Origin of the sequence: Streptomyces sp. S3(2020) (genome assembly GCF_013044505.1) — a bacterium.
Classification (GTDB): Bacteria; Actinomycetota; Actinomycetes; order Streptomycetales; family Streptomycetaceae; genus Streptomyces.
This window is the reverse complement of record NZ_JABERD010000221.1, coordinates 1-15,373: the sequence shown is the minus strand read 5'-3', so window position 1 is coordinate 15,373 and position 15,373 is coordinate 1. Positions and strand designations below refer to the sequence as shown.

At 71.6% G+C, this 15,373-nt stretch carries 14 protein-coding genes; 7 read left to right on the top strand and 7 right to left on the bottom strand.

The genetic code is table 11. The features are described 5' to 3' along the window. The 4 genes from HLK59_RS41095 to HLK59_RS41080 form a co-directional block, all read right to left on the bottom strand. A partial coding sequence (locus HLK59_RS41095; RefSeq protein WP_171146763.1) for an MFS transporter occupies positions 1-1,111 on the bottom strand: 1,111 nt, incomplete at its 3' end. Further along, positions 1,108-2,442: a GH1 family beta-glucosidase gene (locus HLK59_RS41090; protein WP_171146762.1), complete on the bottom strand. Its 1,335-nt coding sequence runs from the start codon at positions 2,440-2,442 to the stop codon at positions 1,108-1,110. The genes HLK59_RS41090 and HLK59_RS41095, both read right to left, overlap by 4 nt. Before the next feature lie 46 nt (positions 2,443-2,488). Next, a complete protein-coding gene (locus tag HLK59_RS41085) occupies positions 2,489-2,755 on the bottom strand; it encodes a protealysin inhibitor emfourin (RefSeq protein WP_171146761.1) in 267 nt (88 codons plus the stop codon). A gap of 21 nt (positions 2,756-2,776) precedes the next feature. Then, the gene (locus HLK59_RS41080) at positions 2,777-3,847 is read right to left on the bottom strand and encodes a M4 family metallopeptidase (RefSeq protein ID WP_171146760.1); all 1,071 of its coding nucleotides are present in this window, start codon (positions 3,845-3,847) and stop codon (positions 2,777-2,779) included. Between the two features lie 319 nt (positions 3,848-4,166). On the opposite strand from HLK59_RS41080, the gene leuA reads away from it, so the two are divergent. From leuA to HLK59_RS41055, 5 genes are all read left to right on the top strand, one after another. Next, positions 4,167-5,888 (top strand): 2-isopropylmalate synthase, encoded by a 1,722-nt coding sequence (leuA, locus tag HLK59_RS41075; protein ID WP_171146759.1) that lies wholly within the window; start codon positions 4,167-4,169, stop codon positions 5,886-5,888. A 245-nt stretch (positions 5,889-6,133) separates the two neighbouring features. After that, the gene (locus tag HLK59_RS41070) at positions 6,134-6,829 is read left to right on the top strand and encodes a TerB family tellurite resistance protein (protein WP_171146758.1); all 696 of its coding nucleotides are present in this window, start codon (positions 6,134-6,136) and stop codon (positions 6,827-6,829) included. Between the two features lie 205 nt (positions 6,830-7,034). Continuing rightward, on the top strand, positions 7,035-9,125 hold the full coding sequence (locus HLK59_RS41065; protein ID WP_171146757.1) for an MMPL family transporter: 2,091 nt from the start codon (positions 7,035-7,037) through the stop codon (positions 9,123-9,125). Positions 9,126-9,210: 85 nt separating this feature from the next. Further along, the gene (locus HLK59_RS41060) at positions 9,211-10,410 is read left to right on the top strand and encodes a sensor histidine kinase (protein ID WP_346779932.1); all 1,200 of its coding nucleotides are present in this window, start codon (positions 9,211-9,213) and stop codon (positions 10,408-10,410) included. Then, a complete protein-coding gene (locus tag HLK59_RS41055; RefSeq protein ID WP_171146755.1) occupies positions 10,407-11,087 on the top strand; it encodes a response regulator transcription factor in 681 nt (226 codons plus the stop codon). Before HLK59_RS41060 ends, HLK59_RS41055 begins: the two co-directional genes overlap by 4 nt. Before the next feature lie 71 nt (positions 11,088-11,158). Here HLK59_RS41055 and HLK59_RS41050 read toward each other — a convergent pair whose 3' ends face one another. Together HLK59_RS41050 and HLK59_RS41045 are read right to left on the bottom strand one after the other, a co-directional pair. After that, on the bottom strand, positions 11,159-12,094 hold the full coding sequence (locus HLK59_RS41050; protein WP_171146754.1) for a dihydrodipicolinate synthase family protein: 936 nt from the start codon (positions 12,092-12,094) through the stop codon (positions 11,159-11,161). 168 nt (positions 12,095-12,262) lie between these two features. Then, positions 12,263-12,679, bottom strand: coding sequence for an ester cyclase (locus tag HLK59_RS41045; protein WP_240982935.1), 417 nt, complete (start codon positions 12,677-12,679; stop codon positions 12,263-12,265). Positions 12,680-12,796: 117 nt separating this feature from the next. Between HLK59_RS41045 and HLK59_RS41040 the strand changes: the two genes are divergently transcribed. Both HLK59_RS41040 and HLK59_RS41035 read left to right on the top strand, forming a co-directional pair. Further along, the gene (locus HLK59_RS41040) at positions 12,797-13,447 is read left to right on the top strand and encodes a TetR/AcrR family transcriptional regulator (RefSeq protein WP_171146752.1); all 651 of its coding nucleotides are present in this window, start codon (positions 12,797-12,799) and stop codon (positions 13,445-13,447) included. Between the two features lie 23 nt (positions 13,448-13,470). Further along, positions 13,471-13,920, top strand: a complete 450-nt coding sequence (locus tag HLK59_RS41035; protein ID WP_346779931.1) for a protein-tyrosine phosphatase family protein — start codon at positions 13,471-13,473, stop codon at positions 13,918-13,920. A gap of 379 nt (positions 13,921-14,299) precedes the next feature. On the opposite strand, the gene bla is transcribed toward HLK59_RS41035, so the two are convergent. Then, positions 14,300-15,196 carry a class A beta-lactamase gene (gene bla / locus HLK59_RS41030; protein ID WP_171146764.1) on the bottom strand — a complete coding sequence of 299 codons (897 nt, stop codon included), beginning with the start codon at positions 15,194-15,196 and terminating at the stop codon, positions 14,300-14,302. Positions 15,197-15,373 lie beyond the last annotated feature (177 nt).

Here is a 15,373-nt window from a genome sequence, read left to right as displayed (position 1 = left end):
CCTGGGGGAGGGCGTTGGCCACGTTGATGACGCCGAGGTCCTTGCCCCGGTCCCGGGCCTTCGGCAGTACGTCGGTCATCAGGGCGAAGTCGACCGACATGAACACCCCGAGGCCCACGCCCAGCAGCGCCGCCACGACGATCGCGCCCGGCCAGGTCTGCCACACCGACAGCAGGGCCGTGGCCGCCGCCATCAGTACCCCGGACCACCGCACGAACGGCTTGCGACGGCCCGACCGGTCCGACCAGACGCCGCCCACCACGACCGTGGCCAGCAGCGTCACGCTGTTCACCGCGGTCAGGATCAGCACGCCCTGCTCGGGGTCGTCGTGGTGCAGCCGGTCCCGCAGGTAGTAGAGGAGGTAGAGGATCACCAGCGCGTTGCTGAGGTTGATCAGGAACCGGGTCAGCCAGGCCCAGCCGAAGTCCGGGTAGCGGCGCGGACTCAGCCAGAACCCTCGCAGGAAGGCCTTCGCGGACCACGCCGGGCGGTCGGTGGGCGACAGCCGCAGATCCTCGTACCGGAGCACGTACGGCAGCACGCCCGCCAGTGTGAACACGGCACAGGCCACGTACCCCGCCGCGATCCCGCCCGCCGCGGTCGCCAGCCCCGTACCGGCGACCGCGCCGAGGATCTGCGCCGCCCCCAGCCAGCCGCCCACCGAACCGCGCTGCAACCGCGGCACCCGGTCCGGCACCGCCGCCGTCACCGCCGCGAAGGCCGCGTTGAGGGTCAGCTGGACCAGACACCAGCCGAGCATCATCAGCCACAGCCCGCCCGCGCCCGCGAGCACCAGCAGGGACAGGGCCCCGCCCGCCGCGCCCGACACGATCCACGGCGTACGGCGTCCCCACCGGGCCGTCGTCCGGTCCGACAGCGCGCCGAAGAGCGGGTTCGCGGCCAGCGACACCACCGCGCCCACGCCGGCCACCCACGCCAGCAGGGTCTCCTTCGACATCCCGGTGCCGGGCGCGAAGTCCTCCGCCTGCCGGGCCAGCAGGATCTGGAGCGGGCCGTACCAGCCCACCCAGATCGCCACGTTGGCCAGCGAGAGCGCCGTCGTCCAGCCCCGGCCGACCCTCTCGACGGGCTCCTGGAGAGCTGTCGTCATCTCTGGGCCCGGAGCAGCTCCTGGTACCAGCCGTACGAGTCCTTGGGTGTCCGCTCCTGGGTATCGAGGTCCACGTGCACGAGCCCGAACCGCTGGGCGTAGCCCTCGGCCCACTCGAAGTTGTCCATCAGCGACCACACGAAGTAGCCGCGTACGTCCACCCCCGCCTCGACCGCCCGGTGCAGTGCGCGCACGTGCCCGTCCAGGTAGTCGATCCTGGCCCGGTCGTGGACCCCCTCGTACGAGCAGCCGTTCTCGGTGATGACGACGGGCGGGAGCCGGTCGCCGTAGCGCTCACGGAAGCCGGTGAGGAGCTCCGTGAGCCCCTCGGGGACCACCGGCCAGCCGAAGTCCGTCACCGGGACGTCGTCGATCTCCTGGACGGAGAAGGGGAGTTCGGCGGGGATCGTCAGTCCGCCGAACTCGATGTCGGCGCCCTGCGGGGCGCCCACGCGGGTCGGCGCGTAGTAGTTGACTCCGTAGAAGTCGAGGGGTTCGGAGATGACCTTCAGGTCCGCCGTCACGTCTCCCGGCATCAAGTCGCCCATTCCGTCCGGGTATTCGCCCAGCAGGACCGGCTCGGCGAACAGGCGGTTCAGCAGCAGGTCGTAGAAGGCCGCCGCCTCCACGTCCGCCTGCTCCTCGGACGCCGCCCACGTGGGCCCGTGCGAGTTGGCGATGCCGATGTCCGTCGCCCCCGCCGCGCGCAGGGCCTGGACGCCCAGTCCGTGGGCCAGCAGCAGATGGTGGGCGACCGGCAGCGCGTCGAACATCAGCTGCTTGCCGGGTGCGTGGGCGCCCAACGCGTGCCCGAACAGGGTGTGTTCGGCGGGTTCGTTGATGGTGATCCACTTCTTGACGCGGTCGCCGAGCCGGTCGGCGACGAGCGAGACGTACTCCGCGTAGCGTGCCGCGGTGTCCCGCTCCAGCCAGCCGCCCCCTTCCTGCAGAGTCACCGGCAGGTCCCAGTGGAAGAGGGTCGGCACCGGTCGTACGCCCGCCGCGCACAGCTCGTCGACCAGCCGGTCGTAGAAGTCCAGGCCGCCCTCCGCGCGCACCCGCGGCCAGGAGACCGAGAAGCGGTACGCGTCCACGCCCAGGCCGGCCAGGAGCGCCACGTCCTCGCGGTAGCGGTGGTAGTGGTCGACGGCCACCGCCGCCGTCGAGCCGTCCTTCACCCGTCCCGGCTCGGCCGTGAAGGCGTCCCACACGGAGGGCTCGCGCAGTTCCGCCGCGCCCTCGATCTGATGGGCCGAGGTCGAGACGCCCCACAGGAAGCCGGCCGGGAACTGGGGTATCGGATGCTCTTGAGTCGCCATGCGCCGGATCATCCGTACCGCTGGTAACGGAAGTCAACGGGCGGGAATGAACAACCGGTTACGCCCCTTCCTTCAGGACCCGCGAGATCAGCCCGCGCTGCTCCTCGGTCAGCCGTGGGTCGGCGGCGTACACCGTCCTGCCGTCCACGCTGATCTCGTAGGCGAAACCGTCGGGCACCCCGACGGGCGGTGTGCCCCGGCCGTCGGCGAGCGCCTTCTCGGCCAGGGCGTGCCACTCGTGGGCGTCGGGCCGTCCCGAGGTGTCCACCTCGGCACGGCGCTCGATGCCCGCGAATCCACCGGTACGGCTCACTCGAATACGCATGGGACCGTGTCTAGTACGGAACTACGCCGTGCGCACCCCGACCTGCTCCCACGCCTTCAGTACGGCCTGGAACTCCTCGCCGTCCTGGTAGCGGTCCTTGGCCGCCTCCACTGTCAGCGCGGCGAAGTCCGTGAACAGGGCGTCGCTCTTGAGCCGGCCGCCGGTCAGGACGTCGTACCAGATCTGTCCGGCCCGCTCCCAGGCGTGGCCGCCGAGGGTGGTGGCGACGATGTAGAACGCGTGGTTGGGGATGCCGGAGTTGATGTGCACGCCGCCGTTGTCGCGGCCGGTGCGGACGAAGTCGTCCATGGTCGCGGGCTGCGGGTCCTTGCCGAGGACGTCGTCGTCGTAGGCCGTGCCCGGGGCCTTCATCGAACGCAGGGCCGAGCCGGTGACGCGTGGGGCGAGGAGACCCGCGCCGATGAGCCAGTCGGCCTCGGCGGCGGTCTGGCCGAGGGTGTGCTGCTTGATGAGGGAGCCGAAGACATCGGACATCGACTCGTTGAGCGCGCCGGGCTGGCCGAAGTAGGTGAGGTTGGCCGTGTACTGGGTGACGCCGTGGGTGAGTTCGTGGCCGATGACGTCGATCGGGATGGTGAAGTCGAGGAAGATCTCGCCGTCTCCGTCGCCGAACACCATCTGCTCGCCGTTCCAGAAGGCGTTGTTGTAGTTCTCCTCGTAGTGGACGGTGGCGTCCAGCGGGAGGCCGCCGCCGTCGATGGAGTCGCGTTCGTACGCTGCCAGGAAGAGCTCGAAGGTGGCTCCGAGGCCGGCGTAGGCGCGGTTGACCGTGGCGTCCTTGCCGGGCTCCGAGCCCTCGGCGCGCACCTTCTTGCCGGGCAGGTCGGTGCGGTGCCGGGCGTCGTAGATGGTGCGGTGCGGTTTGCCGGCCTCGGCGCCGGGCGGCGCGGCGACGGAGGGGGCGCCGACGACCGTGGTCAGCCGGCGGTGGGTGCGCTCGAAGGCGTCGCGTTCCAGGGTCTTGCGGGCGGGATCGGCGAGCGCGGGGTCCTCGGCCTGGGCGAGCTTGTCGAGGACGTGCGGTGGTACGACGGTGCAGAAGACGGGCTCGTAGCCCCCGTGAGTCGTCATGCCCGGCACCATTGCACTGTGTTATGTCGCTGTCACTACCCGCAACCATGATTGGTGAAATGTGGGGATAAGGAGCCCGGTAAGCCGTCTCCGAGTGGTATGGCGCACGTTTTGTCCTGTTGATCCCCCCGGTCCCGCATACTGATACAGCGCCCCGCACGGGCAGCGGCTCGGCTAACATGCTTCGCATCATGCGTTTCGGGCTGCTTCTTCTTAGCTGCCGCGGCGAGGGCCTGTAGTCCAGGTCGACTCCCTCCCCGCGGAGCTTGGCGTTGCGTCGTCGGCCGTCCTTCCGGACATCCTGAGGAGCCCCCGCATCATGGCGAACCGCCAGCAGCCCAGCACCATGCCGATCCACAAGTACGGCCAGTACGACCAGGTCGACATCGCGGACCGCACCTGGCCGAACAACCGGATCACCGCCGCCCCCCGCTGGCTCTCCACCGACCTGCGCGACGGCAACCAGGCCCTGATCGACCCGATGTCGCCCGAGCGCAAGCGCCGGATGTTCGACCAGCTGGTCAAGATGGGCTACAAGGAGGTCGAGGTCGGCTTCCCGGCCTCGGGGCAGACCGACTTCGACTTCGTACGCTCCATCGTCGAGGAGCCCGGGGCGATCCCGGACGACGTCACCATCTCCGTACTGACCCAGGCCCGCGAGGACCTGATCGAGCGCACGGTGGAGTCCCTGAAGGGCGCCAAGCGCGCCACCGTCCACCTGTACAACGCCACCGCTCCCGTCTTCCGCCGCGTGGTCTTCCGCGGCTCCAAGGACGACATCAAGCAGATCGCCGTCGACGGCACCCGCCTGGTGATGGAGTACGCCGAGAAGCTGCTGGGCCCGGAGACGGAGTTCGGCTACCAGTACTCGCCGGAGATCTTCACCGACACCGAGCTGGACTTCGCGCTGGAGGTCTGCGAGGCGGTGATGGACGTCTACCAGCCCGGTCCGGGCCGCGAGATCATCCTCAACCTGCCCGCCACCGTGGAGCGTTCGACGCCGTCCACGCACGCGGACCGCTTCGAGTGGATGAGCCGCAACATCTCCCGCCGCGAGCACGTCGTCATCTCCGTCCACCCGCACAACGACCGCGGCACCGCCGTCGCCGCCGCCGAACTGGCGCTGATGGCCGGCGCCGACCGCGTCGAGGGCTGCCTGTTCGGGCAGGGCGAGCGCACCGGCAACGTCGACCTGGTCACCCTGGGCATGAACCTGTTCTCGCAGGGCGTCGACCCGCAGATCGACTTCTCCGACATCGACGAGATCCGTCGCACGTGGGAGTACTGCAACCAGATGGAGGTCCACCCGCGCCACCCGTACGTGGGCGACCTGGTCTACACGTCCTTCTCCGGCTCCCACCAGGACGCCATCAAGAAGGGCTTCGACGCGATGGAGGCCGACGCGGCCGCTCGCGGGGTCACGGTCGACGACATCGAGTGGGCCGTCCCGTACCTGCCGATCGACCCCAAGGACGTCGGCCGCTCCTACGAGGCCGTCATCCGCGTCAACTCGCAGTCCGGCAAGGGCGGTATCGCGTACGTCCTGAAGAACGACCACAAGGTCGACCTGCCGCGCCGGATGCAGATCGAGTTCTCGAAGATCATCCAGGCCAAGACCGACGCCGAGGGCGGCGAGGTCACCGGCGGTGCCATCTGGGCGACCTTCCAGGACGAGTACCTGCCGAACCCCGGGAACCCGTGGGGTCGCGTCCAGGTCAAGAACAACCAGTCGACCACCGACACCGACGGCGTGGACACGCTCAAGGTGGAGGCCACGGTCGACGGTCAGGACACCGTGCTGACCGGGTCCGGGAACGGTCCGATCTCGGCCTTCTTCGACGCGCTGCAGTCCATCGGGATCGATGTGCGGCTGCTGGACTACCAGGAGCACACGATGAGCGAGGGCGCGTCCGCGCAGGCTGCGTCGTACATCGAATGCGCGATCGACGGCAAGATCCTGTGGGGGATCGGGATCGACGCGAACACGACTCGTGCGTCGCTGAAGGCGGTCGTCTCGGCGGTCAACAGGGCTGCGCGCTAAGAGGGTGCCGCGGGGGGCTGTGGGGCGGCTGCGGGCCGGTTGTGGCTGGTCGCGCCCACGCGGCGGTAGCCGCAGATCCACACAGCCCCGCGCCCCTGGGTGCGTTACCGTGTCCGGCGCTTTTCGGCCAATCTGCTGTGTGGGTCACGGGAAGGTCTCGTCCTGGGTGCTGACTGCGGGTGCGTGATGTGGCTAACATCACGCCAGCACGGCGATGTTGCCGTGCCGTTACGCGGAGGTGCGACGTGCTGCCAGGACGGGGACGAAACGGCCAGGCCGCCAGTGCTGCGCGCCTTCTGGGCACCCGCACCGCGTGGACGCCTGTGGGCGACGGGGAGTTCTTCTGCCCCGGCTGCGGCGGCGACCGCAACTACCAGCGGCTGACCGGCAGGCGCCGCTTCACCCTCCTCGGCATGCCCGTGCTGCCGCGCGGCGAGACCGGCCCGGTCGTGGAGTGCGCCGCCTGCAAGAGCCACTTCGGCACCGACGTCCTCGACCACCCGACCACCACCCGCTTCTCCGCGATGCTCCGCGACGCCGTCCACACCGTCGCCCTCGCGGTGCTCGCCGCGGGCGGCACCTGTTCCCGTACGGCCCTGGAGGCCGCCGCCTGCACGGTCCGCGGCGCCGGCTTCGACGACTGCACGGAGGACCAGCTCGGGGCGCTGGTCGACGCGCTGGCCGCGGACACCGGACGGGTCTTCGGCGAGCCCTGCGGGGCGGGGCTGGCCATAGAGCTCCACGAGGCGCTGGACCCGCTGGCCCCGCACCTCGCCCCCGGCGGCCGGGAGTCGATCCTCCTCCAGGGCGCGCGGATCGCCCTCGCCGACGGGCCGTACACCCCCGCGGAGCGGGACGCCCTCGCGACGGTCGGCGCCGCGCTCACCATCTGCGCGGACGACGTGACGCGACTGCTGGTGGCGGCGCGCACACCGTCGTGACCATCGCCTCCACCATCGCGTACGTCGTCGTACTCCCTCTGTTGCTTCCTCCGTTACTCCCTCCGGTACTCCCCAGGGAGTAACGGCCCCTGAAGGACGCCCTCCGCAGTAACCCCCAACTCGCCCTGCCGCCCGACGAATCGGCCTCCGGCCGCCGGGAGTCTGGAACCCGAACCAGACATCCGACGGAGGGGAGGCCCGACTCATGGGGGCCGCAAGGACAACCATCAGGGGACGGCGTGCCGTGCCCTGGCTCGTGCTCGGGCTGTGGATCGCCGTGCTGGCGCTCACCTCGCCGTTCGCGGCGAAGCTCGCGGACGTGCAGCGCGACCGGGCCGTGGACTATCTGCCGGCGAGCGCCGACTCGACCCAGGTCGCCAAGATCCAGGACCAGTTGCCCGGCGGCGAGACGACCCAGATGGTCCTCGTCTACCACCGCGACGGCGGACTGACCGCCGCGGACAGGGCCACGGCCGCCGACCAGGTCTCCGAGATCGCGAGCGCGCACCCGCTCACCGCGAAGCCGCAGGGCGTCCCGTCCGAGGACGGCACCACCCTGATGTACCCGGTGGCCAGCACCGAGCCGGGCACCGACGAGGAGAAGCGCGACCAACTCGTCGGCGAAGTACGGGACATCGCCCGCGGCGAGGACGGACTGAGCGTCGAGGTCGGCGGCGAGGGCGCCCTCGCCACCGACGCCAGCGAGGTCTACAACTCCCTCGACGGACCCCTGCTCTACACCACCGCCGGGGTCGTGGCGCTCCTGCTGATCCTCATCTACCGCAGCCCGTTCCTGTGGCTGGTGCCGCTCGCCGTCGCGGGCATCGCCGACTATCTGTCGATGGGCGTCGCCTACGGGCTGAACCAGGGGTTCGGGACCTCCGTGTCCGGTCAGAGCTCCGGCATCATGACGATCCTCGTGTTCGGCGCGGGCACCGACTACGCCCTGCTGCTGGTCTCCCGGTACCGCGAGGAGCTGCGGCGCATCGAGCGCCCCTACGACGCGATGCTCGCCGCGCTGAAGGGCTGTGGACCGGCGGTGCTGGCCTCCTCCGGGACGGTCGCCGCGGGCCTGTTCTGCCTCCTGGCCGCCGATCTCAACTCCAGCCGGGGCATGGGCCCGCTCGGCACGGTCGGCATCCTGTGCGCGCTGGCCGCCATGATGACCCTGCTGCCCGCGATCCTCGTCCTGCTCGGCCGCCGCGTCTTCTGGCCGCTGGTGCCGCGCTACGGCAGCACGCCCAAGGTCCGCCGGTCGCTGTTCGCCGCGATGGGCAGCTCCGCCGGGCGCCGGCCGCTGACCGTGCTCGCGGGCGGCGCGGTGCTGCTCGGCGCCCTGGCGCTCGGGGCGCTGAACCTTCCCGGCAGCCTCAAGCAGGAGGACTCCTTCACCAGCAGGCCCGAGGCGGTCGCCGCGATGGAGACCCTGGGGAAGGCCTATCCGGAGCGCGGTACCCAGCCGATCGTGGTGATCGCCCCCACGGACCGGGCCGCCGCGGTGCTGGCCGAGGCCGAGGACACACGAGGGGTGGCCGGTGCGGAGCGCGGCCGCAGCGGCGACGGCTGGACGGAGATCTCCGTGACCGCGTCCTCCGCACCCCAGTCCGCCGGGGAGACCGCCACCATCAAGGCGCTGCGCGACCGTCTCGACGGCTCCTACGTCGGCGGACCGAGCGCCGAGCAGCTCGACCTGAAGGACACCAACGCCCGGGACCGGCTGGTCGTCGTACCGCTCGTGCTCGCCTCCGTGCTGCTGATCCTCATCGCGCTGCTGCGGTCGGTCGTCGCGCCGCTGATCCTGGTGGCGGCCGTGGTCGCCGTGTGGGGCGCGGCGCTCGGCATCGGCGGACTGGTCTTCGGCCCGGTCTTCGGCTTCGAGGGCACGGACCCGGGGCTCGGCCTGCTGTCCTTCGTCTTCCTGGTCGCCCTGGGCGTCGACTACGGCATCTTCCTGATGCACCGCATGCGCGAGGAGTCCCTGAAGGGCACCGAACCGGCACAGGCCGCGCTGATCGCACTGCGGACGACGGGCGGGGTGATCGCCTCGGCGGGCCTGGTCCTGGCGGCGACGTTCGCGGTGCTGACCAGCATGCCGATGCTCCAGCTGGTGGAGCTGGGCTTCGTCATCGCGGTCGGGGTGCTCCTCGACACCTTCCTGGTCCGCACGTACCTGGTCACCAGCGCGAGCGTGGCGCTGCGGCGCAAGGTGTGGTGGCCGGGCGCGCTGTCGAGGCAACCGGACGCGGGCGGCGAGGAGTTGCCCGAGCCGGTGGCGGAGCCCGCGGGGGCGCGCTGAACAGCGTGTGCGCGGCCGGCCGGACCTCCGGGCTCATGCCCAGGGGGTCCGGCCCCGGGCCGGATCGGCGAGGATGGAGCACGTGGTGACCACCAAGGAGCAACTCGCCCGCCCCGGCCGCCGCCTCGTCCGGCCCGCCCTGCGGGACTGGCTGTTCGCGGTGGGGGTCGGCCTGGCGTCGGTGCCGCTGGCGTTCGTGGCGCAGGGCACCGACGCGCACACGCCGGACGTCGGCGGCTGGACGCTGTTCGGCCTCTCGGCGCTGACACTCGCCTGGCGGCGGCACTACCCGATGGGGACGCTCCTCGCGCTCATCGTCGTGGAGGGCACCTACCACTCGCTGGGCAACGCCCACTCCGGGCTGATCGCGGTGACGATGGTCGCCATCTACTCGCTCGCGGTGGCCGGACCGCGGCGCCGGACCCTGGCCGTGGTGCCGAGCCTGCTCGTCCTCAGCGTGATCATGCTGACCACCATCAACCCGGACCGGGGCATCGAGCTGATGCGTATCTCCGGCTGGATCCTGGCGTGCGCGATCACCGGTGAGGCGGTCCGCGTGCACCGCAACTACATCGGCGCCATCGTCGAACGCGCCGAACGCGCCGAACGCACCCGCGAGGAGGAGGCCCGGCGCAGGGTGGCGGAGGAACGCCTGCGGATCGCCCGGGACCTGCACGACCTGCTCGCCCACAGCATCACCCTGATCGGCGTGCAGACCTCGGTGGCCGCGCATGTGCTCGCCACGGACCCCGAACGCCTCGACCGCGAGACGGTCGCCAAGGCGTTGGAGGACATCGCGGAGACCTGCCGTTCGGCGCGCGGCGAGTTGCGTACGACGCTGGAGGTGCTGCGCGAACAGGGCGTCGTCGGGGAGGTCCGCGGCCCGCTGCCCGGACTCGACGGCCTGTCCGACCTCGTGGAGACGGCCCGGCAGACCGGGGCACGGGTCGAGCGGACGGTACGGATCCACGAGGCGCCCCCCGCCGTCGGCGCGGCGGCCTACCGCATCGTCCAGGAGGCACTGACGAACGCGGTCCGGCACGCGGGACCCGAACCGGCGATCTCCGTCGAGCTCTACGAGGAGCAGGGCGCCCTGCGGCTGTCGGTGACCGACGACGGCACGGGCCCGGTGGCCGGTTCCGAAGGGGCCGGCTTCGGGCTCGTCGGCATGCGGGAGAGGGCCCGCAGCGTGGGTGGCACACTCGACGCCGGGCCGCGGCCGCAGGGCGGGTTCGCGGTGACGGCGGTACTGCCGTTGACGACTGTGCTGGAGAGGGCCGTATGACGATCCGGGTGCTGCTTGCCGACGACCAGACCCTCGTGCGGGCCGCGTTCGCGATGCTCGTCGAGTCGGCACGGGACATGGAGGTGGTGGGGGAGGCGGGGACCGGCCGGGAGGCGGTGGACCTGGCGCGGCGCGCACGGCCCGACCTCGTCGTCATGGACATCCGGATGCCCGACCTCGACGGCATCGAGGCGACCCGGCTGATCGCGGCGGACGAGGAACTGGCCGACGTGAAGGTGCTGGTCCTGACGACGTACGACACCGACGAGTACATCGTGGAGGCGTTGCGTGCGGGCGCGTCGGGGTTCCTGGTGAAGGACACCAGACCGGCGGAGCTCCTCGACGCGATCCGTACGGTGGCGGCGGGGGAGTCACTGCTGTCGCCCGGCCCGACGGCCCGCCTGATCGCCCGCCTGCTGAGCCACGCACCGACGTCGGCCCCGGTGCTCTCGGGCGGTCCGGAGTGCCTGTCGGAGCGTGAGCGTGAGGTACTCGTGCTGGTCGGCCGGGGGCTCAACAACACCGAGATCGCCGAGGCGTTGGGGTTGAGCCCCTTGACCGCGAAGACCCATGTCAGCCGGATCATGGGCAAGTTGGGCGCCCGGGACCGGGCGCAGTTGGTGATCGTCGCCTACGAGTCGGGGATGGTCACACCGGGGACCGTGCGCGAGGGCTGAGCGCTCCGCCGGCTGAGCGGTGATGTGCCGTCGTTCGGCTGACCTCGCCCGCCCCGCTCAGCCTCGCCGGCCTACAGCAGCCCGGCCGCCGCCAGGAACTTGCCCACCTGTTCGACCTCCGCCTGCGACAACGGCACCTGGGGTTCCGCCATCACCGGAGACGCGATGACCCCCCGCAGGTGCAGCGCCGCCTTGAACGCCCCGAGCGCCGCCGAACTGCCGCCCATCCGCCCCGGATCCCCCACCCGCACCATCCCGAACAGCGCGCACAGCCGCTCCTGCTCCACCCGGGCCCGCTCCCGGTCGCCCGCCCGGAAGAGCCGCTCCAGCCGTACGTACCCCTGCGGATCGACGTTCGCGAGCCCCGGTACCGCCCCGTCCGCGCCCGCCGCGAGGGCGGCGTCCACGATCAGTTCGGAGCCGGTGAGCACGCTGAAGCCGTTGATGTCACCGCGGGTCCTGGCGCCGACGACGACTTCGCGGAAGGCGCCCAGGTCCCCGCTGGAGTCCTTGAGGCCGGCCAGTACGCCCTCGGCGGCGAGGGAGAGCACCAGCTCGGCGGGCAGCTTGGTGTGGACGGCGCCGGGGAGGTCGTAGGCGAGGACCGGTACCGGGCTCGCGGCGGCGATCAGGCGGTAGTGGCGGGCGATCTCCGCGGGGTGCGTGCTCGTGTAGAAGGGCGAGATGACGACCACCGCGTCCGCACCCGCGGCCGTCACCGCGGCCACGTGGTCCAGCACCCGGGGTGTCGTCATGTCGATCGCGCCCGCCAGCACCGGGAGTTGGCCGCCCACATGGCCGGTCACCGTCTCCACCACCGACCGGCGCTGCCGGTCCGTCAGATACGCCGCCTCCGACGACGTACCGAGCACGAACAGCCCGTGCACCCCGCCCTCCACCAGATGGTCGACGAGCCGGAGCAGCGACGGGACGTCCACCTCGCCCGACGGTGTCAGGGGGGTGCAGACGGGCGGGACGACACCGGTCAGCGGGGCGGGGATCGTCATCAGGGCTCCCTGTTCTCGTGGTTCTGGCGTACGCGTACCAGGCCGGGGGTCTGCTCACCCTCCTCCACCGGATGGTGGCAGCGGAAGCGGTGTCCGGGGGCCGGCGCCGCGCACGGGTGTGCCGCGCACCCCCTGGCGAGGGCGCGCGGCACATGGTGGTGGTCCGGCTCAGGCCGCGGCGGTCAGCTGTGCGGCGATCGACGCCCCGTCCAGCCACACGTTCTCGCGGGAGATCCTGCCGTCCTTGAACTCGAAGACGTGCAGCATGCGGAAGGTGATCCGGCGGTTGTTGCCCGGGATGCCGAGGAAGGCGCCGGTGACGACGGCGGTGATGAGGTCCTCGACGGTCGCGGCCTCGTCCGAGTAGTAGGTGTGGGTGCGCTCCGCCTTCTCCACGCGGAGGTCCTCGATCAGCTGGTGGTAGCGGTCCAGGGCGGCCTGGACGCCGTGGATCGGGTCGCCCGGGAAGCCGACGACGTCGTGCTCGACGTCCTCGGTGTAGACGGAGACCGCGCGATCAGGGTCCCCCTGTTCCTCGGCCAGCATGTGTGTCCCGATCAGTACTTCCATGTCGGCGGGTGTCATGGTGCCCAAGGGGCACCCCCTCTCGTCATGCCGCGCACCGGGTCAGGGTCGCGGCCCCCGTTGGTGAGACGGTGATACCGTAATGAGAATAGTTTCTCACGACAAGAGGAAATTCTCATGAGCGAAGGGCGCACCGGAAGCACGAGCGGCGCACCGGCCGCCGACGGGCGCCGCAACCAGAAGCTGCGCACCCGCCGCGCGCTCGTCGACGCCGCCGTCGCCCTGGTCCGCGAGGGCCGGCAGGTCACGATCGCCGACGCCGCCGAGGGCGCCCGGGTGTCGGTGGCCACGGCCTACCGCTACTTCTCCCACCCGGGCGAACTGCTCCAGGAGACCCAGAGCGTCGCCCGCGGCTTCGAGGCCGTCGCCGACCTGCCCGCGGACCCGGCCGAGCGGCTCGATCTGACCGTGTCCCGGGTCGCCGACCTCCAGCTCGACGACGAGGCGGTGTGGCGGGCGGTGTTGCGCGCCTCGCTGGAGCGCTGGACGGAACCGTCCGACAAGGACGCGAGCGACATCCCCACCCGCAACCGTCTGCGCATGGACATCACCCGCACCGCCCTCGAACCCCTCGCCGACACGCTCCCGCCCGACCTCCACCGCCGCCTGACCATGGCCGTCACGCTCGTCTACGGCGCGGAGGCCCTCATCACCACCCGCGACGTCTGCGAACTCGACCGCGACGAGGCGAAGGACGTCATGCGCTGGGCGGCGGGCGCCCTCCTGGAGACGGCGCTGCGCGAGGCGGAGTCCGGCACACAAGGGTGAGCGGGGCGTGGTCGAATGGGCCCGTGGAGCAATGGGACGAGAACACCGAGGGAGTACTGCGACTCCCGTCCGGCAGGCTGGTGCGGGGCCGGGGCCTTCGGTACCCGCTCGCCGCGGGGCCGCCGACCCCTTCGTACGCCCTCTACCTCCTCGGTCACCAACCACCCGCGGTCCCCTGGGAGTTCCACTGGATCCGCTGGCCCGACTTCCGCCTCCCGACGGACCGGCCGGCCGCTCGCGCGGCGCTGGGCGAGGCCTGGGAGCGGGCCGCGGGGGAACGCGTCGAGGTCGCCTGCGGGGGCGGACGCGGGCGTACGGGGACGGCGCTGGCCTGTCTCGCGGTCCTGGACGGCGTACCGGCGGACGAGGCCGTCGGGTATGTGCGGGCGCACTACCACCGGCGGGCGGTGGAGACGCCGTGGCAGCGGCGGTACGTGCGGCGGTTCTCGGAGGCGGCGGGCGCGGAAGCGTAGGCTCCCCGACTTCCGGTGGACATCCACGGCCATCTCGTCCGAACGGACCTCGCACCGCAGGCCCGTTCGCGCGCGGAGGCGGTGCCGCTCGACGAGCTGCGCCCGGTGCCGGTGACCAGTGTCGCGGTTCCCCCGCCCCGTGATCCGCGCGCCCTGGCCGTGGCGCGGGCGCTTACGGCCGACCCGGCGGACGCGCGGACCCTGGTCGACCGGGGGACCCAAGTCGGCGCCGGCGCACGGACGTCGGCCCGTCTCCTCGGCGCCGAGACGGGCCTCCCGGTCGAACCGGTGGCGCACCGCGTCGGCTGTGCCACGGCCGGCTCCTTCACCGCCGCCCTCCACCGGGTGGTGGGGGTCACGCCGAGGCAGTGCTTCCCCGTCAACTCAGCGCGTCGGCCAGCAGCTCGGCCGTGTCCCGGACCAGCTCGTCGTCGCGGGCGGCGGACTGCTCCGGCTTCGTCGTCAGGACGGCCAGCACGAGCGGGGTGCCCTGCGGTGTCCAGGCGATGCCCACGTTGTTGTTGGTGCCGTAGGAACCACCGCCCGTCTTGTCGGCGACCGTCCATGTCCTCGGCAGCCCGGCGCGCAGCCGGGTCCCGCTCGTGGTGTTGTTCAGCAGCCAGTGCGTGAGGAGCTCACGGTCGCGGCGGTCCAGGGCGTCACCGAGGACCAGCCGGCCATAGGTCCGGCCGATCGCGTACGGGCTCGTCGTGTCCGTGATCCGCCAGGGCTCCGCCGAGTTGAGCTCGGTCTCCCAGCGGTCCAGGCGGGTCACCGGGTCGCCGAGGGAGCGGGCGAAGCGGGTGACGGCGGTCGGGCCGCCGAGCTCACGCAGCAGGAGGTTGCCGGCCCCGTTGTCGCTGAAGGTGATGGCGACCTCGGCGAGTTCGGCGACCGTCATGCCGTCGGCCAGATGCTCCCGGGTCTTGTCCGAGCCCTCCTTCGGCAGATCGGCGTCCGTGTAGTGGATCCGACGGGACAGGAACTCCCCGTCACGGTCCAGATCGCGCAGCACGGCCGCGGACGCCAGGGTCTTGAACAGCGAGCACATCGGGAACAGTTCGCCGCCGCGGTACCGGACGGTGCGGCCGGTGCCGAGGTCGCGGGCGAACACGCCCAGGCGGGCGCCATGTCGGGCCTCCAGTTCACGAAGGCGCCGTGAGACGTCGTCGGCGGCATGTGCCGGGGCGGCTGCCACGAGGGTGGCGGCCGAGGCGGTGAGAAGGGTACGTCGGGCTAAGATCGCGCTCTCCTTCGTTCGACGGACAGGGAAGATCCCCTCAGTAGATCGACGCCGGATGTCATTCCTTGGTTGCCGGGCCGTAGACCATCGGCCGACAGCCGTCCGGGCTCGCGCTCGCCACAGTGGCCCTATGGAGAAGACCAAGGGGATCAGTCGGGCGCGGTTCCTGGCCGGGGCGGCGGCGGTCGGGGTGGCGGGGGCGGTGCTGCC

Bases quoted from the DNA above. Each gene is read 5' to 3' on its own strand.
- HLK59_RS41090 (WP_171146762.1), bottom strand. From the start codon at position 2,442: ATGATCCGGCGCATGGCGACTCAAGAGCATCCGATACCCCAGTTCCCG.
- HLK59_RS41085 (WP_171146761.1), bottom strand. From the start codon at position 2,755: ATGCGTATTCGAGTGAGCCGTACCGGTGGATTCGCGGGCATCGAGCGC.
- HLK59_RS41080 (WP_171146760.1), bottom strand. From the start codon at position 3,847: ATGACGACTCACGGGGGCTACGAGCCCGTCTTCTGCACCGTCGTACCA.
- leuA (WP_171146759.1), top strand. From the start codon at position 4,167: ATGGCGAACCGCCAGCAGCCCAGCACCATGCCGATCCACAAGTACGGC.
- HLK59_RS41065 (WP_171146757.1), top strand. From the start codon at position 7,035: ATGGGGGCCGCAAGGACAACCATCAGGGGACGGCGTGCCGTGCCCTGG.
- HLK59_RS41055 (WP_171146755.1), top strand. From the start codon at position 10,407: ATGACGATCCGGGTGCTGCTTGCCGACGACCAGACCCTCGTGCGGGCC.
- HLK59_RS41050 (WP_171146754.1), bottom strand. From the start codon at position 12,094: ATGACGATCCCCGCCCCGCTGACCGGTGTCGTCCCGCCCGTCTGCACC.
- HLK59_RS41045 (WP_240982935.1), bottom strand. From the start codon at position 12,679: ATGACACCCGCCGACATGGAAGTACTGATCGGGACACACATGCTGGCC.
- HLK59_RS41040 (WP_171146752.1), top strand. From the start codon at position 12,797: ATGAGCGAAGGGCGCACCGGAAGCACGAGCGGCGCACCGGCCGCCGAC.